Annotated in this window: 24 protein-coding genes and 1 tRNA gene; 10 read left to right on the forward strand and 15 right to left on the reverse strand. The window is 63.9% G+C overall.

Annotated features, from left to right (window positions below; all coding sequences use genetic code 11):
• Nucleotides 1-197: 197 nt before the first annotated feature.
• Nucleotides 198-1,007 (forward strand): carbon-nitrogen hydrolase family protein, encoded by an 810-nt coding sequence (locus tag ACSSVG_RS05620; RefSeq protein ID WP_492417790.1) that lies wholly within the window; start codon nt 198-200, stop codon nt 1,005-1,007.
• 155 nt (nt 1,008-1,162) lie between these two features.
• Here ACSSVG_RS05620 and rlmB read toward each other — a convergent pair whose 3' ends face one another.
• The 6 genes from rlmB to ACSSVG_RS05650 form a co-directional block, all read right to left on the reverse strand.
• Nucleotides 1,163-2,155 (reverse strand): 23S rRNA (guanosine(2251)-2'-O)-methyltransferase RlmB, encoded by a 993-nt coding sequence (gene rlmB / locus ACSSVG_RS05625; RefSeq protein WP_159704595.1) that lies wholly within the window; start codon nt 2,153-2,155, stop codon nt 1,163-1,165.
• An 80-nt stretch (nt 2,156-2,235) separates the two neighbouring features.
• Nucleotides 2,236-3,690, reverse strand: a complete 1,455-nt coding sequence (gene cysS / locus ACSSVG_RS05630; RefSeq protein WP_492417792.1) for a cysteine--tRNA ligase — start codon at nt 3,688-3,690, stop codon at nt 2,236-2,238.
• 35 nt (nt 3,691-3,725) lie between these two features.
• The gene (locus ACSSVG_RS05635) at nt 3,726-4,082 is read right to left on the reverse strand and encodes a hypothetical protein (protein ID WP_231343359.1); all 357 of its coding nucleotides are present in this window, start codon (nt 4,080-4,082) and stop codon (nt 3,726-3,728) included.
• Nucleotides 4,075-4,626 carry a 2-C-methyl-D-erythritol 2,4-cyclodiphosphate synthase gene (gene ispF / locus ACSSVG_RS05640; RefSeq protein ID WP_231343360.1) on the reverse strand — a complete coding sequence of 184 codons (552 nt, stop codon included), beginning with the start codon at nt 4,624-4,626 and terminating at the stop codon, nt 4,075-4,077. Before ispF ends, ACSSVG_RS05635 begins: the two co-directional genes overlap by 8 nt.
• Nucleotides 4,626-5,408 (reverse strand): 2-C-methyl-D-erythritol 4-phosphate cytidylyltransferase, encoded by a 783-nt coding sequence (gene ispD / locus ACSSVG_RS05645; protein WP_231343361.1) that lies wholly within the window; start codon nt 5,406-5,408, stop codon nt 4,626-4,628. The genes ispF and ispD overlap by 1 nt, the downstream gene beginning before the upstream one ends.
• Nucleotides 5,409-5,519: 111 nt before the next feature.
• The gene (locus ACSSVG_RS05650; protein ID WP_011690592.1) at nt 5,520-6,002 is read right to left on the reverse strand and encodes a CarD family transcriptional regulator; all 483 of its coding nucleotides are present in this window, start codon (nt 6,000-6,002) and stop codon (nt 5,520-5,522) included.
• A 293-nt stretch (nt 6,003-6,295) separates the two neighbouring features.
• Here ACSSVG_RS05650 and ACSSVG_RS05655 point away from each other — a divergent pair, with 293 nt between their 5' ends.
• A complete protein-coding gene (locus ACSSVG_RS05655) occupies nt 6,296-6,838 on the forward strand; it encodes a hypothetical protein (protein ID WP_231343363.1) in 543 nt (180 codons plus the stop codon).
• A gap of 81 nt (nt 6,839-6,919) precedes the next feature.
• Here the strand turns inward: ACSSVG_RS05655 and ACSSVG_RS05660 are convergent, their stop codons facing one another.
• Nucleotides 6,920-7,600, reverse strand: coding sequence for a winged helix-turn-helix domain-containing protein (locus ACSSVG_RS05660; protein ID WP_020608526.1), 681 nt, complete (start codon nt 7,598-7,600; stop codon nt 6,920-6,922).
• Nucleotides 7,597-8,901, reverse strand: a complete 1,305-nt coding sequence (locus tag ACSSVG_RS05665; protein ID WP_492419149.1) for a sensor histidine kinase — start codon at nt 8,899-8,901, stop codon at nt 7,597-7,599. Before ACSSVG_RS05665 ends, ACSSVG_RS05660 begins: the two co-directional genes overlap by 4 nt.
• Nucleotides 8,902-9,100: 199 nt before the next feature.
• On the opposite strand from ACSSVG_RS05665, the gene phoU reads away from it, so the two are divergent.
• On the forward strand, nt 9,101-9,754 hold the full coding sequence (gene phoU, locus ACSSVG_RS05670; RefSeq protein ID WP_024819653.1) for a phosphate signaling complex protein PhoU: 654 nt from the start codon (nt 9,101-9,103) through the stop codon (nt 9,752-9,754).
• Between the two features lie 73 nt (nt 9,755-9,827).
• On the opposite strand, the gene ACSSVG_RS05675 is transcribed toward phoU, so the two are convergent.
• Nucleotides 9,828-10,574: a phosphoglyceromutase gene (locus ACSSVG_RS05675; protein WP_253466575.1), complete on the reverse strand. Its 747-nt coding sequence runs from the start codon at nt 10,572-10,574 to the stop codon at nt 9,828-9,830.
• Between the two features lie 70 nt (nt 10,575-10,644).
• Here ACSSVG_RS05675 and ACSSVG_RS05680 point away from each other — a divergent pair, with 70 nt between their 5' ends.
• Nucleotides 10,645-11,478, forward strand: a complete 834-nt coding sequence (locus ACSSVG_RS05680) for a class I SAM-dependent methyltransferase (protein WP_231341819.1) — start codon at nt 10,645-10,647, stop codon at nt 11,476-11,478.
• Between the two features lie 13 nt (nt 11,479-11,491).
• On the opposite strand, the gene ACSSVG_RS05685 is transcribed toward ACSSVG_RS05680, so the two are convergent.
• A complete protein-coding gene (locus ACSSVG_RS05685) occupies nt 11,492-11,833 on the reverse strand; it encodes a DUF2516 family protein (RefSeq protein ID WP_159704615.1) in 342 nt (113 codons plus the stop codon).
• Between the two features lie 10 nt (nt 11,834-11,843).
• Nucleotides 11,844-13,028: a trans-sulfuration enzyme family protein gene (locus ACSSVG_RS05690; RefSeq protein ID WP_492417797.1), complete on the reverse strand. Its 1,185-nt coding sequence runs from the start codon at nt 13,026-13,028 to the stop codon at nt 11,844-11,846.
• An 83-nt stretch (nt 13,029-13,111) separates the two neighbouring features.
• Here ACSSVG_RS05690 and tmk point away from each other — a divergent pair, with 83 nt between their 5' ends.
• The 3 genes from tmk to ACSSVG_RS05705 are packed head-to-tail and all read left to right on the forward strand — an operon-like array spanning nt 13,112 to nt 16,523.
• A complete protein-coding gene (tmk, locus tag ACSSVG_RS05695; protein ID WP_492417799.1) occupies nt 13,112-13,771 on the forward strand; it encodes a dTMP kinase in 660 nt (219 codons plus the stop codon).
• A complete protein-coding gene (locus tag ACSSVG_RS05700) occupies nt 13,768-14,919 on the forward strand; it encodes a DNA polymerase III subunit delta' (RefSeq protein ID WP_492417801.1) in 1,152 nt (383 codons plus the stop codon). The genes tmk and ACSSVG_RS05700 overlap by 4 nt, the downstream gene beginning before the upstream one ends.
• Nucleotides 14,920-14,927: 8 nt before the next feature.
• Nucleotides 14,928-16,523 (forward strand): alpha/beta hydrolase, encoded by a 1,596-nt coding sequence (locus ACSSVG_RS05705; RefSeq protein ID WP_492417803.1) that lies wholly within the window; start codon nt 14,928-14,930, stop codon nt 16,521-16,523.
• On the opposite strand, the gene ACSSVG_RS05710 is transcribed toward ACSSVG_RS05705, so the two are convergent.
• A complete protein-coding gene (locus tag ACSSVG_RS05710; protein WP_492417805.1) occupies nt 16,520-17,266 on the reverse strand; it encodes an HAD family hydrolase in 747 nt (248 codons plus the stop codon). The genes ACSSVG_RS05705 and ACSSVG_RS05710 overlap by 4 nt on opposite strands.
• 216 nt (nt 17,267-17,482) lie before the next feature.
• Here ACSSVG_RS05710 and ACSSVG_RS05715 point away from each other — a divergent pair.
• The 3 genes from ACSSVG_RS05715 (at nt 17,483) to ACSSVG_RS05725 (ending at nt 19,241) form a co-directional block, all read left to right on the forward strand.
• A tRNA-Thr gene (locus ACSSVG_RS05715) sits at nt 17,483-17,555 on the forward strand.
• A gap of 166 nt (nt 17,556-17,721) precedes the next feature.
• Nucleotides 17,722-17,982 (forward strand): helix-turn-helix transcriptional regulator, encoded by a 261-nt coding sequence (locus tag ACSSVG_RS05720; protein ID WP_492417807.1) that lies wholly within the window; start codon nt 17,722-17,724, stop codon nt 17,980-17,982.
• Entirely contained in the window at nt 17,979-19,241 is a 1,263-nt protein-coding gene (locus ACSSVG_RS05725; protein WP_492417809.1) for a type II toxin-antitoxin system HipA family toxin, read from the forward strand. Before ACSSVG_RS05720 ends, ACSSVG_RS05725 begins: the two co-directional genes overlap by 4 nt.
• Here the strand turns inward: ACSSVG_RS05725 and ACSSVG_RS05730 are convergent.
• From ACSSVG_RS05730 to ACSSVG_RS05740, 3 genes are all read right to left on the reverse strand, one after another.
• Nucleotides 19,168-19,518 carry a DUF6226 family protein gene (locus ACSSVG_RS05730; RefSeq protein ID WP_492419151.1) on the reverse strand — a complete coding sequence of 117 codons (351 nt, stop codon included), beginning with the start codon at nt 19,516-19,518 and terminating at the stop codon, nt 19,168-19,170. The two genes, ACSSVG_RS05725 and ACSSVG_RS05730, sit on opposite strands and share 74 nt — an antisense overlap.
• Nucleotides 19,519-19,584: 66 nt before the next feature.
• Complete coding sequence (locus ACSSVG_RS05735; RefSeq protein WP_492417811.1) at nt 19,585-20,814, reverse strand: amidohydrolase; 1,230 nt, start codon at nt 20,812-20,814, stop codon at nt 19,585-19,587.
• A 67-nt stretch (nt 20,815-20,881) separates the two neighbouring features.
• A complete protein-coding gene (locus ACSSVG_RS05740; RefSeq protein ID WP_492417813.1) occupies nt 20,882-21,619 on the reverse strand; it encodes a hypothetical protein in 738 nt (245 codons plus the stop codon).
• Nucleotides 21,620-21,670: the final 51 nt, after the last annotated feature.

The raw sequence follows: 21,670 nt of genomic DNA on the forward strand, positions 1-21,670 counted from the left end.
GGCTTCTCATGTGACGAGGTTCTGCGTAGCGATTTCATTACTTGCGCGCTAAGCGCCAGATTACTTATGCCGTTCACGTGCTCGAACATTATTCCGAAACCTGATTCAGGCGGCGGGGTCTACTCCAATGTGTCGCGTGGGCCGCTTCCGCGGCGCCCGCTTGGCATACTGGGACGGAGACAACTGGAGGTTCTATCGTGCGCGTGGCACTCGCCCAAGTCATCACCGGCCGGGATCTGGCCGACAACCTGCGGCTCCTGGAGGAGTACGCCCGCCGGGCCAAGGAGGGTGGCGCCGGGTTGGTGGTGTTTCCCGAGGCGATGATGCGCGCGTTCGGAAACTCGCTGCTGGACATCGCCGAACCTTTGGAAGGGCCGTGGGCCAGCCGCGTGCGCGCCCTTGCCGCTGAACTGCAGCTGGTCATCGTGGCGGGCATGTTCACTCCCGGTACTGCCTCGGACTCGGGTGCCCGGCGGGTGCGGAACACGCTGCTCGCCACCGGACCAGGTGTCGAAGCAAGCTACGACAAGATTCACCTTTTCGACGCGTTCGGCTTCTCGGAGTCGGACACCGTTGAGGCGGGTACGGACCCCATAACGTTCGACGCCGGCGGCCTCACCTTTGGCCTGGCCACCTGTTACGACATCCGCTTCCCTGCGCTGTTCACGGCCAACGCCGATCGCGGCGCTGCGGTCAACATCGTCTCGGCGTCATGGGGATCAGGTCCGGGCAAAGCCGAGCAGTGGCAACTTCTCGCCCGCGCCCGTGCCGTTGACACCACCACGTTTGTGCTCGCCTGCGGCCAAGGCGATCCGGCCACGCAGGGTGTCGAGGCCAAGGGTGCTGCGCCCACAGGAGTGGGGTACTCCGCCGTCGTGTCCCCTTTCGGCCAGGTCCTGGAAGCGCTCGAAGGCGAACCGGGCCTCATCTTCGCCGACCTCGACCCCACGGTGGTGGAGGAAGCCCGACAAAAACTCCCGGTGCTGGCCAACCGCCACAACTTCTAGAGCCAGCTCCAACTGTGAGCGAGCGTCGGCCGAAAACCGACGAAAGGTGAGCGAGCGTCGGCCGAAAGGCGGCGTGGCCGTCATCCGGAAGCATGCGTCTAAGCGAGGAACGAGCGAGCATGCGGAGGATGACGGCAACGCCGCCTCACCGTGGATTACTTAGCGGCGCGCTGCCTCGACACTTCGTACAGCGAGATACCGACGGCCATGGATGCATTGAGCGACTCCATGGCGGAGTCGATCGGGATCGAGACGATCTGGTCGCAGTTTTCGCGGACCAGCCTGCTCAGGCCCTTGCCTTCGGAGCCCACGACGATGCACACGGGTTCCGTGGCCACACTGAGATCGGGCAGCGAAACGTCGCCGTCGCCGTCCAGGCCGAGAACGTAGATGCCCATGTTCTTGAACTGCTTAAGCGCGTTGTTAAGGTTCGACGCGCGGGCCACGGGTACGCGGACAGCGGCACCAGCGCTGGTCTTCCAGGCGGACGCGGTAACGCCGACGGAGCGACGCTCGGGAACGATCACGCCGTGGCCGCTGAACGCGGAGACGGAGCGGATGATCGCGCCAAGGTTGCGGGGGTCGGTGATGCCGTCCAGTGCCACGAAGATCGGAGCGTTGGAGATGTGCCCCTTCTTCCACTTGGCCAGGGTTGTCTCCGCGAGGTCGTAGGCGTCCTCGTATTCGTACGGCGGGATCTGCAGGACGAGGCCCTGGTGCACGGCGTCCTCGGTCATGCGGTCCAGCTCAACCTTGCCGGTTTCGAGCAGCGGGATGCCGCGTTCAGCCGCGAGCTTGAGGGATTCCTTGACGCGGTCGTCCATCTCGATCCGGATGGCGACGTGCAGTGCCTTGGCCGGAATGCCCGCGCGCAGGGCTTCGACCACCGAGTTGCGGCCGGTAACCAGTTCTTCGGTTGCACGGCCCTTGGGGCCTGAGCGGGCACCGGCGCCACCGGGGCGGGTACCCGTGCCGCGCTTGGCAGCTGAGCGCTCAGCCAGCTGCTTGTTCTTGTATGCCTTGTGGTAGGTGCGGTCCTCCGCCTTGGGCGTGGGACCCTTGCCCTCCAGGGCCTTGCGGCCGTGGCCACCGGTTCCGGTGGAGGGGCCCTTCTTCTGCTTGACCGACCGGCGACCGTTGTTGGCCATGAGATTCCATCCTTGATTTTGTGAGTAAGTCTGGAATCAAGTCTACTGACCCGATGCAATTCGGCCGCCGCGGCCGTTTGTCAGTCGCGTTTGAGGCTCCAAGTGGCGCCGTCCGCACCATCTTCGACGACGACGCCGGCGGCGGCGAGCGTGTCGCGGATCGCGTCGGAGGCGGCCCAGTCCTTGGCGGCCCGCGCCGCTGCCCGGGCGTCGAGTTGAGCTTCGATCAGCACTTCCAGGGCAGCGTGTTCGCGCCCTTGGACAGCTTCCGGACGCTTTACTGCGTCCAGTCCCAGGACTTCCGTCATGGACAGCACGCTGTAGAGGGCGGACTTCGCAGCATCAAGCTCCCCGGAGGCCAAGGCTGTATTGCCTGCCCGTACCGTTTCGTGAAGCACTCCGAGGGCCTGGGGCACATTGAGGTCATCGTCCATGGCGGCGATGAAGGCAGCCGGCATGTTGGCCTGCGGGGAAATGCCTGAGGCGTCTGCCCCCACCTTGGCGGAGGCCTTGTGAATGAAGCCATCAATGCGCTCGACGGCGGCTGCAGCCTCCTGCAACGACGTGGGCCGGTAATCGAGGATGGAGCGGTAGTGTGCCTGTCCCAGGTAGTAGCGAACCACCCGGGGTGAGGCGAGTTCGAGCATCTCGGCCGGGCTCACCGTATTGCCGATGGACTTGGACATCTTTTCACCCTCGAAGGTGACCATGCCGTTGTGCATCCAGAAGTTGGCGAACCCGTCGCCGGCGGCTTGGGATTGGGCCATCTCGTTCTCGTGGTGCGGGAAGCGGAGGTCCAGTCCTCCACCGTGGATATCAAATCGAGGGCCCAGATACTTGGTGACCATGGCGGAGCATTCGAGGTGCCAGCCGGGACGTCCCGCGCCCCAGGGTGACTCCCACTTGGCGGTGGCGGGCTCGCCGTCTTTGAAACCCTTCCACAGCGCGAAGTCCCTCGGGTCGCGCTTGCCGCGGGGGTCGGCGTCGGGGGCTCCCTGCATGTCATCGATATTTTGCCGCGTGAGCGAGCCGTACTTGCTCCAGGAGCGGACATCGAAGTAGACATCGCCGGAATCGTCCAGTGCTGGGTAGGCATGGCCGCGGTCGATGAGGCGCTGGATGAGCGCGTGCATTTCCGGGATGTGCCCGGTGGCGCGGGGTTCGTAGGTGGGCCGCTGGACGCCCAAAGAATCGTAAGCGCCCTCGAACTCCTGCTCGTACCGGTACGCGAGGGCCCACCACTCTTCGGCCTGGCGCGCGGACGGTTCAGCATCCCAGTCCGGTCCGAAGGACTGGGCGGACTTGGCAAGGATTTTGTCGTCGATGTCGGTGACGTTCCGCACCACAGTCACGCGGAGGCCACGGAATTCAAGCCAACGGGTCAGCTGGTCGAAAGCAATGGCCGACCTGACGTGGCCCACGTGCGGCATTCCCTGGACGGTGGCCCCGCAGTAGTACACGCTGGCCTTGCCGTCTTCGAGGGGAACGAAGTCGCGGACTTCGGCGGAGGCGGTGTCATAGAAGCGCAGGGTCACCGCTCCAGATTAGCCGATGACGCGGTGTGACCTGCCTACTTGCAGTATTCGCCGATCTTATTGAACTGGACCGTGAGCTTCTCCTGCTGGTCCTTGGTGGCCGCGCCAAGCGATGAAGCGGCCGCTTCGTCCATGATCGCGGCCATGTCCTTGATCGGGTTGCCGATCTCCGGAGCCAGTTTGTCAGCGATCTCGTGATAATGCGCGGCGATCTGTTTGGACTGCTGCTGTTGGTTGCCATCAGGCTTGAAGGTGTCGTTATTCAGGAACTCACAGCTGGCCGCGACGTCCATCTTCGGTGTCCCCGCACAACCGCCCAGCAGGAGCGCAGCAGCAAGGCCCAGGGACAGCCCCACTGCGGAACGCACGACGCCGGCACGCAGCTTATCCATGCGGCGCACCTTTCGCGGGACCCGTCTCCGCCGTCGTAGCCTCATGGTCGCGGACCGGGTACACCAGTGCCGTGGCAACAGCCGAAATTCCTTCCCCGCGGCCTGTGAAGCCCAGACCGTCGCTGGTGGTTGCCGTAACGCTGACAGGAGCACCTGCGGCTTCGGTCAGAACCCGCTGGGATTCTTCCCGCCGGGGTCCGAACTTGGGACGGTTGGCCACGAACTGCACTGCAACGTTCCCGATCTCGAAGCCGGCAGCGCGCACAATGCGGGCCGCTTCACCAAGGAGCTTTACCCCCGAGGCGCCAGCGAACTCGGGGCGGTCCGTGCCGAAGTGGGTGCCCAGGTCACCGATACCGCAGGCCGAAAACAGCGCGTCCGCGGCTGCGTGGGCGACGCAATCGCCGTCGGAATGCCCTGAAAGGCCTTGCTCACCTTCCCAGAAAAGCCCGCCAAGCCAGAGCGGCTGGGGGTCGTCTTCCGGGGCGAACGCGTGCACGTCGACGCCGATGCCGGTCCGGGGCAGGATCATGTTCCGGGTCATCAGCCCTCCACCCAACGGATACCCAGCGGGCCTTCCAGAAGGCCCTCGGCAATGATGAGGTCCAGCGGAGTCGTGATCTTGAGGGACTGGCTGGCTCCGCGGACAGCGTGGACCGGAACGCCCAGAAGCTCCACCAACATGGCGTCATCCGTCACGGCTGCGGCCTGTTTGTCGTCGAAGAGCTCAGCAGCCTGGTGTGCCCGGCGCAGGGTGGCCAGTTCAAAGCCCTGAGGAGTCTGGACGGCCCTGAGGTGTTCGCGGGGCGCTGTTCCGGTAACCACCTCCGGAGCGATGGAGGAGTCCGCGCCAGCGGTCTCGGCGACCGTCTTGATGGTGTCCACCACCGGCATCGCGGGGATGACTGCCTTCGCGCCGGAGGCCAGGGCGTCGGCTACGCGTTGGAACACGCGCTCAGGGGCCAGCGCGCGGGCAGCATCGTGGACGAGTACGAATTCGGTTCCGTCTTCCAAGGCAGCCAAGGCAGCCCGGACGGAATCCGCCCGGGACGAACCGCCGTCGACCACTGAAATTTCCGGGCCGCCATCCACCAGGTCAATCGTGAAGTCGGCGATCAGCTCGCGAAGTTCGGTGTTGCCCTTGGGCACGGCTATGCAGATCTGGCGTGCGACATCCGACGCTACAACACCGCGGAGAGCGTGCATCAGGATGGCTTCGCCGCCGAGCGGAACCTGGGCTTTGGGCATGCCGTAGCCAAGTCGTTCACCGGAACCGGCGGCGACCACGATCACGGCCGTGACGGCGCGCTTGGAAGGAGTACTCATGGGCCCAAGATTACTTGGAAGTACTTGAAGTTACTTGATGATCAAGTAACTCCGGCTGTATTTGGGCAAAAAGAAACCCGGCGGCGCTGTCGCACCACCGGGGCTCAATTCTTAGGAAGCCAAGACCTCGTCAAGAACGCTTGCAGCCTTCTCTTCGTCTGTCTTCTCGGCCAGGGCCAGTTCTGAAATCAGAATCTGCCGCGCCTTGGCCAGCATCCGCTTCTCGCCTGCGGAAAGGCCGCGATCGTGATCACGACGCCAAAGATCGCGAACGACCTCCGCCACCTTGATGACATCGCCCGAAGCAAGCTTCTCCAGGTTCGCCTTGTAACGACGTGACCAGTTGGTAGGCTCTTCAGTGAACTCGGCGCGGAGAACGTCAAATACGTGCTCCAAGCCTTCTTTGCCCACTACGTCCCGGACCCCAACAAGGTCAACGTTCTCTGCTGGAACTTCAATGGTCAGATCACCCTGAGCCACCTTGAGCTTGAGATACATCTTCTCTTCGCCCTTGATGGTGCGCATCTTGATTTCCTCAATTTTTGCTGCACCGTGGTGAGGGTAAACTACTGTCTCGCCGACCTCAAAAACCATGTGGACTTTCCCCTTTCCCGCAGATTAGTCTATCACGGTTAAGGCATACGACTGGCATCGGACGGGCCCTCCAGCCGCGCCAATACAGGGAATAAGGCCTTAAACGACTTCCTCCAACCTCTTGACGAAACCGGGGAAAGATGCTTCGAGCAAGCAACCTGGCGCGCAGATCTTCTCGGTTGGCTGCGCCACAATGCCTTCCCGAATCCTTATTTTGGGGGGTTTGCCGATAGGCTATGGCTGAAAAGTGTTCCAATGACTCTTGAGGAGTAGGTGTCGTGCGCAATACTGCGATGAACCCTGTCCAGCGCGGCAAGCTGGCAATTGCGGCGGCTGCAATCGGCGTCGGTCTTCTGTCCGTCACCGGCTGTGGTTTCGTCAACGCCCAGCAGACTACCCACCAGTACTCGGCATCGGACGGGATCAAAGCTGATCTTGGTCCCCTGCAGTTGCGCAACATCCTGATTGTTGCCTCGGGCGAGAACGAGCCTGGTCGTGTCATAGGTGCTGTGTTCAACCAGTCCAGCAGCGACGCCACCCTCACCATGAGCGGTGCCAACGGGTCCCAGACCGAGATTCCGGTCAAAGCCAACTCTGAGACGTACCTGAACGACACCACTGATGCTGCGATCCTCAGCACCGCAGGCGTTATCCCTGGTGGCCTGACCCCGATCACCATCCGTAGTGGATCTGACTCCGCCACGGTCAACGTACCGGTGGTTGATGGCACGCTCCCCGAGTACGCCAAATACCTGCCCTCCACGCCGACCCCGACAGCAACGTCGACGTCGACGTCCTCTGCGACTCCCACGGAGTCCGCAGCAGCCGGACACTAGCAGGCAGCACGCTACAAGCCGTATAACAAAGGAAGGGCCCAGTTCACGTGAACTGGGCCCTTCCTTTGTGTTGCTGCCGCTTTACGGCTCGAACTTGTAGCCCAGCCCGCGCACCGTCACCAGGTAACGCGGAGCGGAGGGATCGGGCTCGATCTTGCTGCGGAGGCGCTTCACGTGGACGTCCAGCGTTTTGGTGTCTCCGACATAGTCAGAGCCCCATACGCGATCGATGAGCTGCCCCCGGGTCAGGACGCGGCCTGAGTTTCGGAGCAGCATCTCCAGAAGTTCGAACTCCTTCAACGGCAGGGACACCTGCTCGCCGTTGACGCTCACCACGTGGCGTTCGATGTCCATGCGGACCGGCCCGGCCTGCACAGTTGACGTAATGAGTTCCTCTGGCTCGCCCTGGCGGCGGAGGACAGCACGGACGCGGGCTACGAGTTCCCGGGACGAATAGGGCTTGGTGACGTAGTCGTCGGCACCCAACTCGAGGCCCACCACCTTGTCGATTTCCGAGTCCTTGGCGGTCAGCATGATCACGGGCACGCTGGAGCGCTGGCGCAACTGCCGGCACACTTCCGTTCCCGGCGTTCCCGGCAGCTGGAGGTCCAGCAGAACCAGGTCGGCACCGTTGCGGTCAAACTCCACCAAGGCGTCACTGCCGTTGTCTACTACCTCGACGTCGAACCCTTCCTTGCCCAAGAGATAGGACAGGGGGTCGCTGAAGGACTCTTCGTCCTCCACAATCAAAATCCGGCTCAAGCGCTGGCTCCTTGCTCTTGGGCGCCGTTGGCGCCCCCTTGTTGGCTCGGGATACGAGGTTGTTGTCCCGCATGCTGAGGTTGTTGGCTCGCGTGGTGGGGCTCGACGGCGGCAGGTTCCGCCGGAAGTCCGGTGGACGGAACCGCTGTGGCAGCGGGAGCCGGAACGCCGGCGTCGTCATCCTGGCCTTCCATCTCCGGCAAGCGGATGGTGAACGTGGACCCCTGGCCGGGCTGGGACCATACGGTCACCTCGCCGCCGTGGTTGGAGACAACGTGCTTGACGATGCTCAAGCCAAGGCCGGTTCCGCCCGTGTGCCGGGAACGCGCAGCGTCAACGCGATAGAAGCGTTCGAACACCCGTTCCTGGTCCTCGGGAGTCAGCCCCTCGCCCTGGTCCGTGACGGAGATGGCGACGACGCCTTCCCTTGTTCGGAGGCCGACGCCAACCCGGGTGTTTTCCGGTGAATAGCGGATGGCGTTGTCGATCAGGTTTCGCAGTGCGGTGACCAGCAAGTCCCGGTCGCCGAACACCAGCGACTCGGAGTGTCCGCCCACCACGATGTGAATGTTCTTGCTCTCCGCCGGCAGCTGTGAACGATCAACTGCCTCCGTGATCACGGTGTTGATGTCCACGGAGTGCCCCTGCTGGGCGACATTGGCACCCTGCAGGCGGGAAAGTTCAATGATGTCCTGAACCAGGGCTGCGAGCCGGCCGGACTCCTTGTGCATGCGCTTGGCAAACCGGCGCACTGCTTCCTCGTCATCGGGAGAGGCTTCCAAGGCCTCTGCCAGGAGCGAGATGGCGCCCACGGGGGTTTTGAGCTCGTGGGAGACGTTGGCCACGAAGTCGTTGCGGATCTCCTCGGTGCGGGTGATCTCGGTGCGGTCGTCCGCCAGGAGCAGGATGTATTCCCAGCCGAGCATGGCTGTCCGGACCTGGACCACAATGGTGCCCTTGCCCAGCGGCCCACGAGGGAGCTCGTATTGCTCCTCCAGGATCACGCCGTCGCGGCGGACCTTCGCTGTCATGTCCAGGAGCTGCTTATGAACCACGGTGTGCCCGCGGACGAGGCCATAGGCGTAAGCTGCCGGACTGGCGCGGACCACGCCGTCGATCGCGTCCACAACAACAAACGCACGCCCGACGACGGCCAGCACTTCCGCTGCCCCTTCGGGGAGCAGGGGTTCAGTAACGTCCAGGTCAACAATGCTGCGTTGCCGCTCGCTGATCTTGAACGCGAGCATGCCAAAGACGCCCAACGACAGACCGACGAGGCCTGCGACGACACCTATGAGCAATGGATCCACGTGTCCAGCTTATGCTGTGGAAACACGGCCAAGCATTGATCCGGCGCTAAACGGGGACGGTTCAACTAACGTTCATCTAAAGGTGCCGAACAGTTCACTGGGTCCTGACACAGTTACTGGTTGGACTGCCAATGGTTTTGAAATCCGACCCCCACCATGGGAACGGGATTTCCAAGGAAAGGACGCCTTAGTGCGCAAGGTTTTTCAGGAGGAGCTCACCCAGGTAGGTGACGACCTCATCGAGATCTCCAAGCTGGTTCACGAAGCGATCACGAAGGCTACTACTTCCTTCGAAGGCGCCGACGTGGATCTTGCCCAGGACGTCATCGCGGCGGATGCCCGCATCGACTTCCTGCAGAACAGCCTCGACGAGCGTGCCATCGACATCCTTGCTTTGCAGGGCCCTGTCGCGAGCGACCTCCGCATGATTGTGGGTTCGCTGCGCATGAGTGCATCGCTGGAACGCATGGGTGATCTCGCCCGCCACGTGGCCCAGCTGGCGCGCCTGCGCTACCCGGCCACCGTTATCCCCGCTTCGCTGACCCAGACCTTCAAGGCCATGGCCCAGCACGACATCGAAATCACGGCCAAGGTCATCGAGCTTCTCGAGACCCGCGACCTTGAGGTTGCCCGCGACATCCTGAAGATCAACATCGCCGTGGACGACCTCCACCTCAGCGTCTTCAAGGCGATCGCCTCCCCTGAGTGGAGCGAGAGCCCGTCCACCACCGTGGACGTGGCCCTGGCCAGCCGCTACTTCGAGCGCTTCGCCGACCACGGCGTCTCGGTTGCCCGAAAGGTCACCTACCTGGTGACGGGCGAATGGCAGCCCGAAGGCTTCTAGCCTCAGCGCATTAAGTACGACGGCGGCCGGTCACCTGAGGTGACCGGCCGCCGTCGTAGTTTTCACTAACGCGTCATTTTTTGCCCTGGTTGGCTACCGCGAGGATGGCCTGGGCTGCTGCTTCGGGATCCAGGTACGTACCGCCCGGGTTGATCGGCTGGAAGTCCTCGTCCAGCTCGTACACCAGCGGGATACCCGTGGGGATGTTCAGCGAAGCAATGGCGTCGTCGCTGATGCCATCAAGGTGCTTGACCAGCGCGCGCAGGGAGTTGCCGTGTGCCGTGACCAGGACGGTCTTGCCGGCCTTCAGGTCTTCCTTGATGTCCGATTCCCAGTAGGGAAGGAGACGGACCAGGACGTCCTTGAGGCATTCAGTGCGCGGCAGGGCGTCGCCGAGATCCGCGTAGCGGACATCGTGCGCCTGGGAAAATTCGCTGTCGTCGGACAGGGGCGGCGGCGGGGTGTCGTAGCTGCGGCGCCATTCCATGAACTGCTCTTCACCGAACTCGGCGAGGGTCTGGGCCTTGTCCTTGCCCTGCAGTGCGCCGTAGTGGCGCTCGTTGAGGCGCCAGTCGCGCTTGACCGGGATCCAGCCGCGGTTGGCCTTGTCCAGTGCCATGTTGGCGGTGTTGATGGCACGCTTCAGGAGCGAGGTGTAAAGGACGTCCGGGAGGATGTTGTTCTCAACCAGGAGTTCCCCACCGCGCACTGCTTCTTCGCGGCCTTGGTCGTTCAGGTCAACGTCCACCCAACCGGTGAACAGGTTCTTGGCGTTCCAGTCGCTGTGGCCGTGGCGCAGCAGAATCAGCTTGTAAGTCATGGTTTTCATCCTAGCTGAGCAGCTCCATTGCCTGCCGGGCATTACGGCCGCGCGAGATAAAGTGGGGGCCGTGGTGCAAAAAGCGGAACGGGTGGGCTCTCCCCGAAGTCGGGGCGGGAAGCCCGTAGGGAATATCACCCGCGGCACGACCAATCCCAACCGCATGCGCCGCCTGGACCGCTGGCTTGCCGGGCCGCAAGCCTGGCGGCTTCGCGCCGCCGTCGAGCCCCTGGTGGTGGACCTGGGCTACGGCGCTTCGCCGACTACCGCCGTCGAACTTTTTGAACGGCTGCAGGCCGTCAGGCCGGATGTCCGGGTCTGCGGGATCGAGATTGAACCGGAGCGCGTCCGGACAGCGAAGCCCCTGGAGCGGCCAGGGCTGAGCTTCCATGTGGGCGGATTCGAAGTCCCGGTGCCCGGAAAGCCCGTTCTGGTCCGCGCCTTCAACGTACTGCGGCAATACGAGGAAGCTGACGTTGCCGGAATCTGGAGTCTGGTGCAGTCGCGGCTTGCTCCGGGCGGGCTGTTCATCGACGGCACGTGCGACGAGATTGGCCGCCGCGTCACGTGGGTGGCGTTGGATTCCGAGCGACCGTTGAGCCTGAGCTTTTCTGTCCGGTTTGGCAGTTTTGAGCTGCCGTCGGACGTTGCTGAGCGGTTGCCGAAAGCCCTGATCCACCGGAACGTGCCCGGTGAAGCCATCCACGCGTTCTTGCAGGCCATGGATAAGGCATGGCTGGAGGCGGCGCCGTTGGCGTCCTTCGGAAACCGGCAGCGATGGACCGGAATGTGCCGTTCATTGCGCGACGCCGGGTGGCCACTGCAGGATGGCCCCTCGCGGTGGCGCCTCGGTGAACTGACCGTGGCGTGGGACGCCGTGGCGCCTCAGCAGCGGCCGGATTGACCAGTAACGCCTTTTACCAGGGGCCGTACGGGCCGACGTTGCGGTTGCCGCCGCTGCCTGCTTCACGCAGGGCTGGACGGACATCGGCAAGGTACACGCACGCCGCAGTGACGGCGGCGATGCCGAAGAGGCCCAGGCCGCTTCCGCCGGTGAAGACCGTCAGGGCGCCGATCGCAAAAGCGACGCCGGTGAGGGCGGTCCAGAACGTCTTTGTCCGCTTGGAGGCAGCCACGAAGAGCGTCGGCCGGTGGCGCAGGCAGTCCGCGAAGGCCCACACTTCCAGGGCGAGGGCCACCAAGCCGAGGATGAAGTAGACCCCGTTGGTGACGTAGGCAATCAAGAGTTTTCCGTCCACGCCCTTTAGCCTAGCCGTCCAGCGACTTCAGCGCTTGCTCAAGGTCGGACCAGAGGTCTTCCACGTTCTCGATTCCGACGCTCAAGCGGACCAGGTTCTCCGGAACGCTGAGCGGCTCGGCCGTGTGCCGGCGTCGGCGCTCAATCAGGGACTCCACCCCGCCAAGGGACGTGGCCGGAAGCCACAGCTCCAGCGCACGGACCAGCTCGTCGGCGGCGTCGGCACCACTGCGGTGCTCGTCGCCTGTGATCTGGATGCAGAGGATGGAGCCGAAGCCCTTCATCTGGACCTTGGCGCGCTCGTGCCCGGGATCTGTGGGGAGGCCCGGGTAGCGGATGGTTTCGACGCGCGGGTGGGTGCTGAGGCGTTCTGCGAGCGTCGCGGCCGAAGCCTGCGAACGTTCAATCCGAAGCGCCAGCGTGCGGAGGCCACGCAGTGCCAGCCAGGCTTCGAACGGGCCGGCGATTCCACCGTGGATGATCCGGTGATGAAGAAGGGTGGCGCGCAGCTCCGGGTTGGACGTGACGAGGGCGCCCAAAACGACGTCCGAATGTCCGGCCAGGTATTTGGTCACCGAGTGGAGCACGACGTCGGATCCCAGGCTGAGCGGCTGCTGCACCAACGGCGTGGAGAACGTGTTGTCCGTGACCACGATGGCTCCCACGGCGTGGGCGGCATCGGTGAGCGCGCGGATATCGGCGATACCGAGCATTGGGTTGGTGGGGCTTTCCAGCCAGAGGAGGTCCGCCTGCTTGCCGCTTTCAGGACTGATGAGCGATTTCACGGCATCGGTGTCCGTGATGTCCACCGTGCGCAGTTCCAGGAAGCCCTTCTCTGCCAGTTCCGTTGCCATCACAAGCGAACCCGCATAGCTGTGGGACGGCATCACGACGACGCCACCGGCAGGTACCAGGGAGAGGGCCGAACTGACTGCCGCGAGACCCGATGCGTAGAGCAGCCCCGGGAGGGCGGCGCCCTCCAGCTTGGCCAGCGCGTCCTCGAACGGATCCCACGTGGGGTTTGCATAGCGTCCGTAGCCGCGGTCTCCCTCACCCAGCGCACCGGTTCCGAAGTATGTGGAGGACAAGACGATGGGCGGATTCACCGGCTCATCGTGGGCCCGCTCGGGGCGGCCAGCCGCAACCACGACGGTTTCCGGAGACAAGTCGGCGGCGTGCTGATCGGAAAGGCTCATGGTTTCAGCGTAGTCGCGGCCACCACTGTGGATGAAAGGCGTTACGCGCCTTTGATGCCAGGGAAGCTCGGTAGGCTAGACGCGTGAGTATTCAGAGCCCAGGCCTTTTCATCGCCTTCGAGGGCGGGGACGGAGCGGGCAAGTCCACCCAGGCCGCCCGGCTCTCTGACGCCCTTGAGTCGCGGGGATTTTCCGTGCTGCGCACCCGCGAGCCCGGCGGCACTCCCATTGGCGAGAAGTTGCGTTCCCTGGTTTTGGACCACGGCCACGGCACCATCGATGCCCGTACCGAAGCCCTCATGTTTGCCGCCGCCCGCGCCGCCCATGCCAACCAGGTGATCCGTCCCGCCCTGTCTGAGGGGACGGTGGTCATTACTGATCGCTACGTGGACTCCTCAGTTGCCTATCAAGGTGCCGGCCGTGGCTTGGGCGCCGATGGCGTCTTGACCTTGAACGAGTGGGCCACGGAAGGTTTGCGTCCGGACCTGACAGTATTGCTCGACGTCGACCCTTCCGACGGCCGCCAGCGCCGGACCGCCGGGGACGCCACCGAAGACAGGCTCGAATCCGAGCCTGATGCTTTCCATTCGGCCATCCGCCACGCGTTCCTGGACCTCGCAGAGGCTTCGCCGTCGGGCTACCTTGTCCTGCCGGCACGCGCGGACATCAACACCCTCGCCGCGCAGATCCTGGATCGGGTGGAATCGCTGCTGGCTGACCGAGTTCCCGGCGACCGTTCGTGAGCGTCTGGGACGACCTTCAGGGGCAGGCGCCCGTCGTTGCGCAACTGAAGCAGGCTGCGCAAGGCGAAACCGGCCTCACCCATGCGTGGCTGTTTACCGGACCTCCTGGATCCGGCCGTTCCAACGCGGCCAAGGCCTTCGCCGCTGCCTTGAACTGCGAGCAGGACGACGTCACCCTTAGAGGCTGTGGGGAGTGTGCCGCGTGCCACACTATCCTTGGCGAGACGCACTCCGATGTGACATTCGTGCGGACCGAGAAAGTCACCATCACCATTGACGAGGCCCGCGAACTGGTCTCCAAGGCTGGCGACCGGCCTGCCACTGGCCGGTGGCGGATCATTGTGGTGGAGGACGCGGACCGTATGGCCGAACGCACCACCAACGTCCTGCTGAAGGCGATCGAGGAACCCACGCCCCGCACCATCTGGATGCTGTGTGCCCCCTCCCCCGCCGACGTCCTGGTCACCATACGCTCACGATGCCGTCCGGTGAGCCTCCGGCTTCCGCCGGCGTCCGACGTCGCCGATCTCCTGGTCAGGCGCGACGGCATTGATCGCCAACTCGCGGACATAGCAGCCCGCGCCGCCCAAAGCCATATCGGCATCGCCAGGCGACTGGCCCGCGACGCTGACGCTCGCCAACGCCGTTTGGATACGGTCCGCATTCCACTCGGCCTTCGTGGCGTCACCGCTGCGGTGATGATGGCCGAGAAGCTGGTCAAGATTGCCACCGACGAGGCCAACAGCTCCAATGACGAACGTGACGCCGCGGAGAAGATCGCGCTGCTGGCGAGCCTCGGCGCCCCCGAGTCCGGCACGCTGCCGCCCTCCATGCGCAGCCAGGTCAAGCAGCTCGAAGACGATCAGAAACGGCGGGCAAAACGCTCCATCACTGACTCGTTGGACCGCACCCTCACTGATCTGCTGTCCTTCTACAGGGACGTGCTGATCATCCAGCTGGGGAACGCCGTAGAGCTGGTCAACGTTGAGCTCAAGAGCGATCTTGAAGAATACGCGGGCCACTCAAACCCCGAAACCACGTTGGCCCGGATGGACGCCATCAACAAAGCCCGCGTCCGTATCACCACCACCAATGTGGCCCCGCTGTTGGCGGTCGAGTCCATGGCCACAAGTCTCATCCAGCAATAGGAGAATCCATGAAGTCCGCACCCCGCCGGTCCGCCGATGCCCCTTCAAGGGACCGGTCTGCCCGGCGTGGGGCCGGCCGCGGCTTCGTGGCGACGTGTGTTGCCGTTGCTGCCGCGCTGGTGTTGAGCGCCTGCACCCTGCCGTTCATGCCAACGCCCACGGCCAAGCCGTCCACCAGCACCGTGGATCCATCCATCGCAGCATCAGCGCCCAAGGGCTTGGAGAAGTTCTATTCACAGCCCGTGGAGTGGAGCTCCTGCGAGAACGGCTTCCAGTGCGGCAAAGTCCAGGTACCCAAGGATTACGCCAACCCGGCGTCCGGGGAAATCACACTCGCCGTCATCAAGTTGCCCAGCACCGGCAATAAACAGGGGTCGATCCTGGTCAACCCCGGCGGTCCCGGTGGCTCCGGGGTGGACTACGTCAGGGACGCCGGCAACACCAATTTCACCGAGAAAGTGAAGTCCAACTTCGACCTCGTCGGCTTCGATCCCCGTGGTGTGAAACGCTCCGCCCCCGTCACCTGCATGAGCGATGCCGAACGTGACGCGGCCCGCGAAAAGGTGTTCCGGAAGAATACCGACGAGGGACTGGAGGCTGCACTGGCCTTCAATAAGTCCTTCGCTGAGCAGTGCTCAGAGCAGACCGGGGATGTCCTGGGGCACATTGATACCGTGAGCGCGGCCAAGGACCTGGATATCCTGCGCGCGGTGGTCAACGACGCCAAACTCAACTACCTTGGCTTCTCCTACGGCACCTTCCTTGGATCAACTTATGCTGCACTCTTCCCCGACAACGTTGGCCACCTCGTCCTGGATGGCGCCGTGGATCCGTCCATCACCAACGAGGAACTGACCGCGGGACAGGCCCGGGCGTTCGAAAGAGCCATCCACACCTATGTGGCCAGTTGCCAGGGACAGAACCAGTGCCCGCTGAGCGGCTCCGTGGACAACGGAGTCCAGGAAATCAGGGACCTCATCAATGCCGTGGACCAGAACCCCCAGACCGCCAAGGATGGCCGTTTGGTGACCAGCAACGACTTCGTCAACGGCCTCATCCTGCCCCTTTACAACGATCAAAGCTGGCCGGCCCTCACCCAGGCCCTGGAAAGCGCCTTTTCCGGTGATGTGTCCCAGATGATGCGCCTTGCCGATCTGGGCGCCGACCGCGAACCCAATGGCACGTACAGCTCGAACTCGGCTTTCGCGTTCCAGGCCATCAACTGCCTGGACTACCCCATGGTTACCGACACTGCCGGCATGCGGGCCGAGGAAGCACGCCTTATCCAGGACTCCCCCACGTTCGGCTCGTTCTTCGCTTACGGCGGGGTCAACTGCAAGGACTGGCCGTACAAGAACACCCGCACGCCCGCGCCGGTCGAATACAACGGCTCCGCTCCCATCGTGGTGGTTGGCACCACAGGGGATCCCGCCACTCCCCTGGAGTGGTCGCAGTCGCTGCGCAAGCAGCTGGAGAACGCCTCACTTGTCACGTGGGAGGGTGAGGGGCACACAGCCTACGGCCGCTCGAACTCCTGCGTCAGCGCCGCCGTCGACGATTACTTTGTTGACGGGAAGCTGCCGCAGGACGGCCTCAAATGCTAGCAGTGCCGGGCTTCCCGCTTCTCCACCAAGAGCGGGAGCTGCTTGATGGAATCCACGACGACGGTGGCGCCGGCCGCGCGTAAGGTCGCCTCCGAGTGCGAGCCAGTGAGGACTCCGGCCACCAACGACGCACCTGCACGGACGCCGGAAAGCATGTCCGAGCTGGTGTCGCCCACCACGGCCACCTCGCGGACGTCATCGAGGTCCAGGGCGAGCACCGCAGTCAGGATCATGTCCGGGTAGGGCCGCCCCCGCCCTGCATCCGCCGGACACAGGCTGAGGTCCGCCAAGCCCATCCACCCGAGGGATTCCAGGACCATGTTCTGGGTGTGGCGGCCGAACCCTGTTGCCAGGCAAACCTGCATGCCGGACTCACGCATCCACAAAATGGCGTCCTCCGCGCCCGGAATGGCGCGGACACCGCCGTCGTCGATCATGTGGTCGTATGCCTTCTCGAAAACCTTGTTGGCGCTTTCGGCAATTACGGCTTCCTCGAAGAGGTGGTGGAAGACGGTCAATTTCGAGAAACCCATGGTGTCCCGGGCGTAGCCGAGCATGCTCTCGAACCTACTGCTGCCCGGCTCGATGCCGTGTTCCACCAGCGCCTGGGACATGGCCCGCTCGGTGCGGCCATCGTCGGTGATGGTTGTCCCCACCATGTCCACCACGGCCAGCCGCAGCCGGTTGGGTGCGTGGCTGGTGTCCCTGGTGAATTCATCCCGATTCAATGCGTCCCCGGTCATTGAGCGGCTCCCTCGTCTGTTGTGAGTGGCGGGCGGACCTCGCCACGGTTGATTTCCCAGCTTCCGGCGGCAGGGAAACGCCCGCCTGAACCCGGCCCGACGCCCGGGTGAACATCCCCGCAACGGCCGCCACTGCCCTCGTTTTGACCCGGGTGCTGTGCCTCTATTACAGTTATGTCTTGCGTGATCGCCAGGGAAACCGGTGATGGACGCGGTGCTTCCTTAGCTCAGTCGGTAGAGCGTTTCACTCGTAATGAAAAGGTCATCAGTTCGATTCTGATAGGAAGCTCGGTATAAGCCCCGGATAAACCCTTGCACTAGGGTTTTCCGGGGCTTTTCGCTTGCTACGTCCCGCGAGGTGGCGGACGTAATGATGGAAATATCGAACATTCACCAAAGTTCCAGAAATGTTCGAAATATAGGTCATTTTGAGCAATGAGCCGTATGATCGATTTATGGAACATTCCGATGAGCTGACGCAGTTCTACCGGGCTGTGGATGCCACCTCCCTTGGGCGGTCCATCGCCGATGCCCGCAAAGAAGCCGCTATCACGCAGCAGGAACTCGCCGTGAAACTGGGTGTCACCCGCGGAACCATCGTACGTCTCGAAGCCGGCGGAGCAGTCTCCGTGGTCGTCGCCATGCAGGCCATCAGGGCGGTGGGCCGCGACGTGGCTTTGGTACCGCGCTTTTCCAAGCTGCAGGTGCGGCCGTGAGCCCCCGCAAGACCCTTGACGTGTACCTGCGCGGGGACCGCATCGGTGAGCTGCGCGGCAGTGGCCTCAAGCTGTCCTTCCAATATGACCCGCAGGTGCTGGCAACCTACGGTGCCGGTTCCATCCTGCTGTCCCTGTCCCTGCCGCTGGCCAGGAAACGCCTGGACGGGGTGGAGGTCTACAACTTCTTTGACGGGCTCCTGCCAGAAGGCCAGGTCCGTTCCAATCTGGCCAAGGAACACGGTGTCACTGTCCCGGATGCCTTTGGGCTGCTCCGTGTCTTGGGCGCCGACTGCGCCGGCGCCGTTCAGGTTCTGCCGCCCGGGGAACCTCCCGCGCGGGAGGGCGCTGCTGCGCCCATGACCGAAGAAGAGGTCATCGGGGTGGTTGAATCCCTCCCGACATGGGACCTGCCGGATGACTTCCTGGTCACTGCGTCACTGGGCGGCGTCCAGTCCAAGGTACTGCTGTCCCGACACGGCGACGGCTGGGCCTGGCCCGGCCGTGGTTCGGTGTCGACCCACATCATCAAGCCCGAACCACTTGACTCCACCATCCCGGATCTGCTCCCCGCTGAGGACTGGGCCCTGCGGATAGCAGCCGCGGCAGGGCTTTCTGCGGCCAAAGCCCATCTGGAAACCTTCGGGTCGCGTCGGGCGATCGTCGTGGAGCGCTTCGACCGCACAGGCGAGGGCGATCGGCTGCACCAGGAAGACTTCACCCAGGCCCTGGCCCTGGCCAGTGAAGCGAAGTACGAAGGCACCACCGCACCGCCCTCGCGCCTGACCCGGCTGGTCAACGCCGCGGCGCCGCACACCCGCGACGAGGCCGCGTTTCGCCGTGACCTGTTGCGCGCCGTGACTTATAACCTGCTGATCGGCAACGGCGATGCACACTCCAAGAACTATTCCCTCACCCTGCGCGACGGTGGAGAAGTGCTGCTGGCACCGCTCTATGACGTGGCGCCAACCCTGCTGCTGTACCAGCCGAGTGGCCTTGCCGGGCACACCGTCAGTGGCCAGATCCGGCTGAGCTACATCACCTTGGAACATCTGGTCGCCGAAGGGGCCGCCTGGGGCATGGACGACGACGATGCGCGGCAGACCGCGGCTTCAACACTGGAGAGAATGGCGGCAGCAGCGGCGGAAACACCCCCACCTGAGTCTCTCGGCTTCCTGTCCGAGCTCATCGCGGTCCGGGCCCAGGACCTACTGAACGGCGGCACAGCCAGGCGGGTCCTGGCTCCGAAAAACGAGTAGACCTCCCGTTCCTTCTGAGTGGCCATGACCTCCACCCATCCGGGACCGCTTTGAGCCGCTCCTCAGCGGCGGTGAGTTGAGCGGGCGTGGCACCCATGGGGCCAGCACCGCTGTGATTTCCGGATCCGTCAGCAGCGAAGAGCGCATACTCTGCCCACTTCTTCCGGCCCACGGGGTAACGCTTGCCGTAGCCGCCCGCTGCCACGCCGAGGACCAGAATCTCCAAACGGGAGCTGCCCTGCGGAAACGCCTGCACTTTCGCAGAACATGGGCCCATCCTAGGGCGGGCCCGGATGTTTGGCACCGTGGACTCCTTGGCACCCTGGGCCCGGGTCTGAGGACGTCAGCGGCCCAGCCGGGACATCAGCACGGCGACCGCGGCAGCAACTCCCCCGGCCAGCGAACCTTCCAGCTCCGGAGCGAAGAACGGCGAGTGGTTGACGGGGATGGGGCCCGGGCCGTCATGTCCGGCCGCGGGCGTGCCTCCGAACATCCAGAACACCGACGGCACGCCAATCGCGGTGCCCAGGTGCCCGAAGTCCTCGCTACCCATCATGGGCGGGGTGATTTCGACCGCTTCAGACCCCAGCGCAAGCCGCAGGGCCTCAATGACGGGAGGAACGGCGTCGGGATCGTTGAAGCACTGCGGGAAGCGGTACATTTCCTCGATAACCGGCTTCGGCGCCCCGGACGCGGCGGCTTCTGCCTCGATGATGCGGCGGACGGCGGCGAGGACCTGGCCGCGGACGTCCTCATCGAAAGTGCGGATGTTGAGGGTGAACTCGGCAGAGGCCGGGATGATGTTCTCCTTGAGGCCGGCATGGAACGTCCCTACCGTCACGACGGCGGACTTCCGTGGATCAAGCTCGCGGGACACAATCCCCTGCAGCCGGGTAACCATGTGCGCGGCCATCACGATGGGATCAATGGAATCCTGCGGCTGCGAACCATGCGATTGCTGGCCATGCACCGTGACCCTGAGCGAATCTGCCATGGCGGCTACCGGCCCGCTGGAAATCGCGACCGTCCCCACCGGACGCGGCATGACATGTTGCCCGAAGACCACGTCAGGCCGCGGCGCCTTGTCCCACAGGCCGTCATCGAGCATGGCGAGAGCGCCGGCCGCTGTTTCTTCGCCGGGTTGGAAGATCAACACCAGCGTCCCACCCCAGGCATCCCGGTTGCCCGCCAGCACCTCGGCGGCGCCCAGCAGGCTGGCCACGTGCGTGTCATGGCCGCAGCCGTGCATGACCGGAACCACTGTTCCGTCAGGCAGTGTGCCTGTGTCCGTGCTGGCATAGTCCAGCCCGGTAGCTTCCTCAATGGGGAGGCCATCCGAATCGGCGCGGAATGCCACCACGGGTCCGTCACCGTTTCGCAGGACTCCCACCACCCCTGTGCCGCCGCAGCGGAAGTGCTCAATGCCCAGGCCGTCCAGTTGTTCCTCGATCAACGCGGCCGTTGCGTACTCCTGCATGGACAGTTCCGGATGTGCGTGGAGGTGCCGGTACAGGGAGTGCAGCTTTGCGGTCTGTTCGGAGTCGAGCTGAAGGGCGGTGGCTGTTGAAGTCATGGTTCCTGTCTTCCTGGTTCTGTTGGTCAGGGCACGGTTCGGGCTGGGTCAGGGGCGCGCTGCGGGGCTACTCGATGTGGATGGGCTTCGCCTCAGTGATAGTGGTTTTGCCCCGGAAGAACCATGCCAGCAGGATGGTGCCCAGGACGGCAATGGCGGTGGACACCATGGCGAGCGATGGCACCAGGGGCAGCAGGACGAACACGACGACGGCTGAGACCAGCAAGGCGAACACGGTGGTGCGGGGCTGTTTCATGGACACGATTGCCTGAACCAGGACGGCGCCCAGAACGGTGGGCAGCACATACAGCCGGGTGACGAGCAGGACCGACGGAGGAATGACGCTGATGAGCCAGCTGCCCAGGAGACCCACGAAGATTGCCAGCGAGATCAGGTGCACTACCGCAGCGCCGCAAATAGCAACGACGGCGGCAAGTTCCGCCCGTTTGCTGCCCGGCTTCGCGCCGATATTGGTTTGGGCGATCAGGGCAGCAGGCAGGAGCTTGTTGGAGATATTGCCAATCATGAACGCCTGGTACATCGCGGCCGGACCCAGGATCGGATAGTACGTCAGTGGCTCGACGATCCAGATGATGCCGAACGTGGCGGCCACTGCGGCGAAGGCAATCCAAAGTTGGGCGGGACCTATGTCCAGGCCCGTAGCGAAGACGAGGTACAAAGGGCCGGCCACGGAGATCAGCAGGCCACAGATCATGGTGATCTGGCCCCAGCGGGAGGTGGTGCGGTTGAAGTCCGCCATGGCGGTGTTGTTGGCGGTGGTGGGAGCGGAAGTGATGGAAGACATGAGGGGTGTTCCTTTCGTGCTCAAAGTCCGGGTCTGATGGCGGGAGGCGGG

This window comes from Paenarthrobacter sp. E2MeOHC11 (assembly GCF_058744955.1).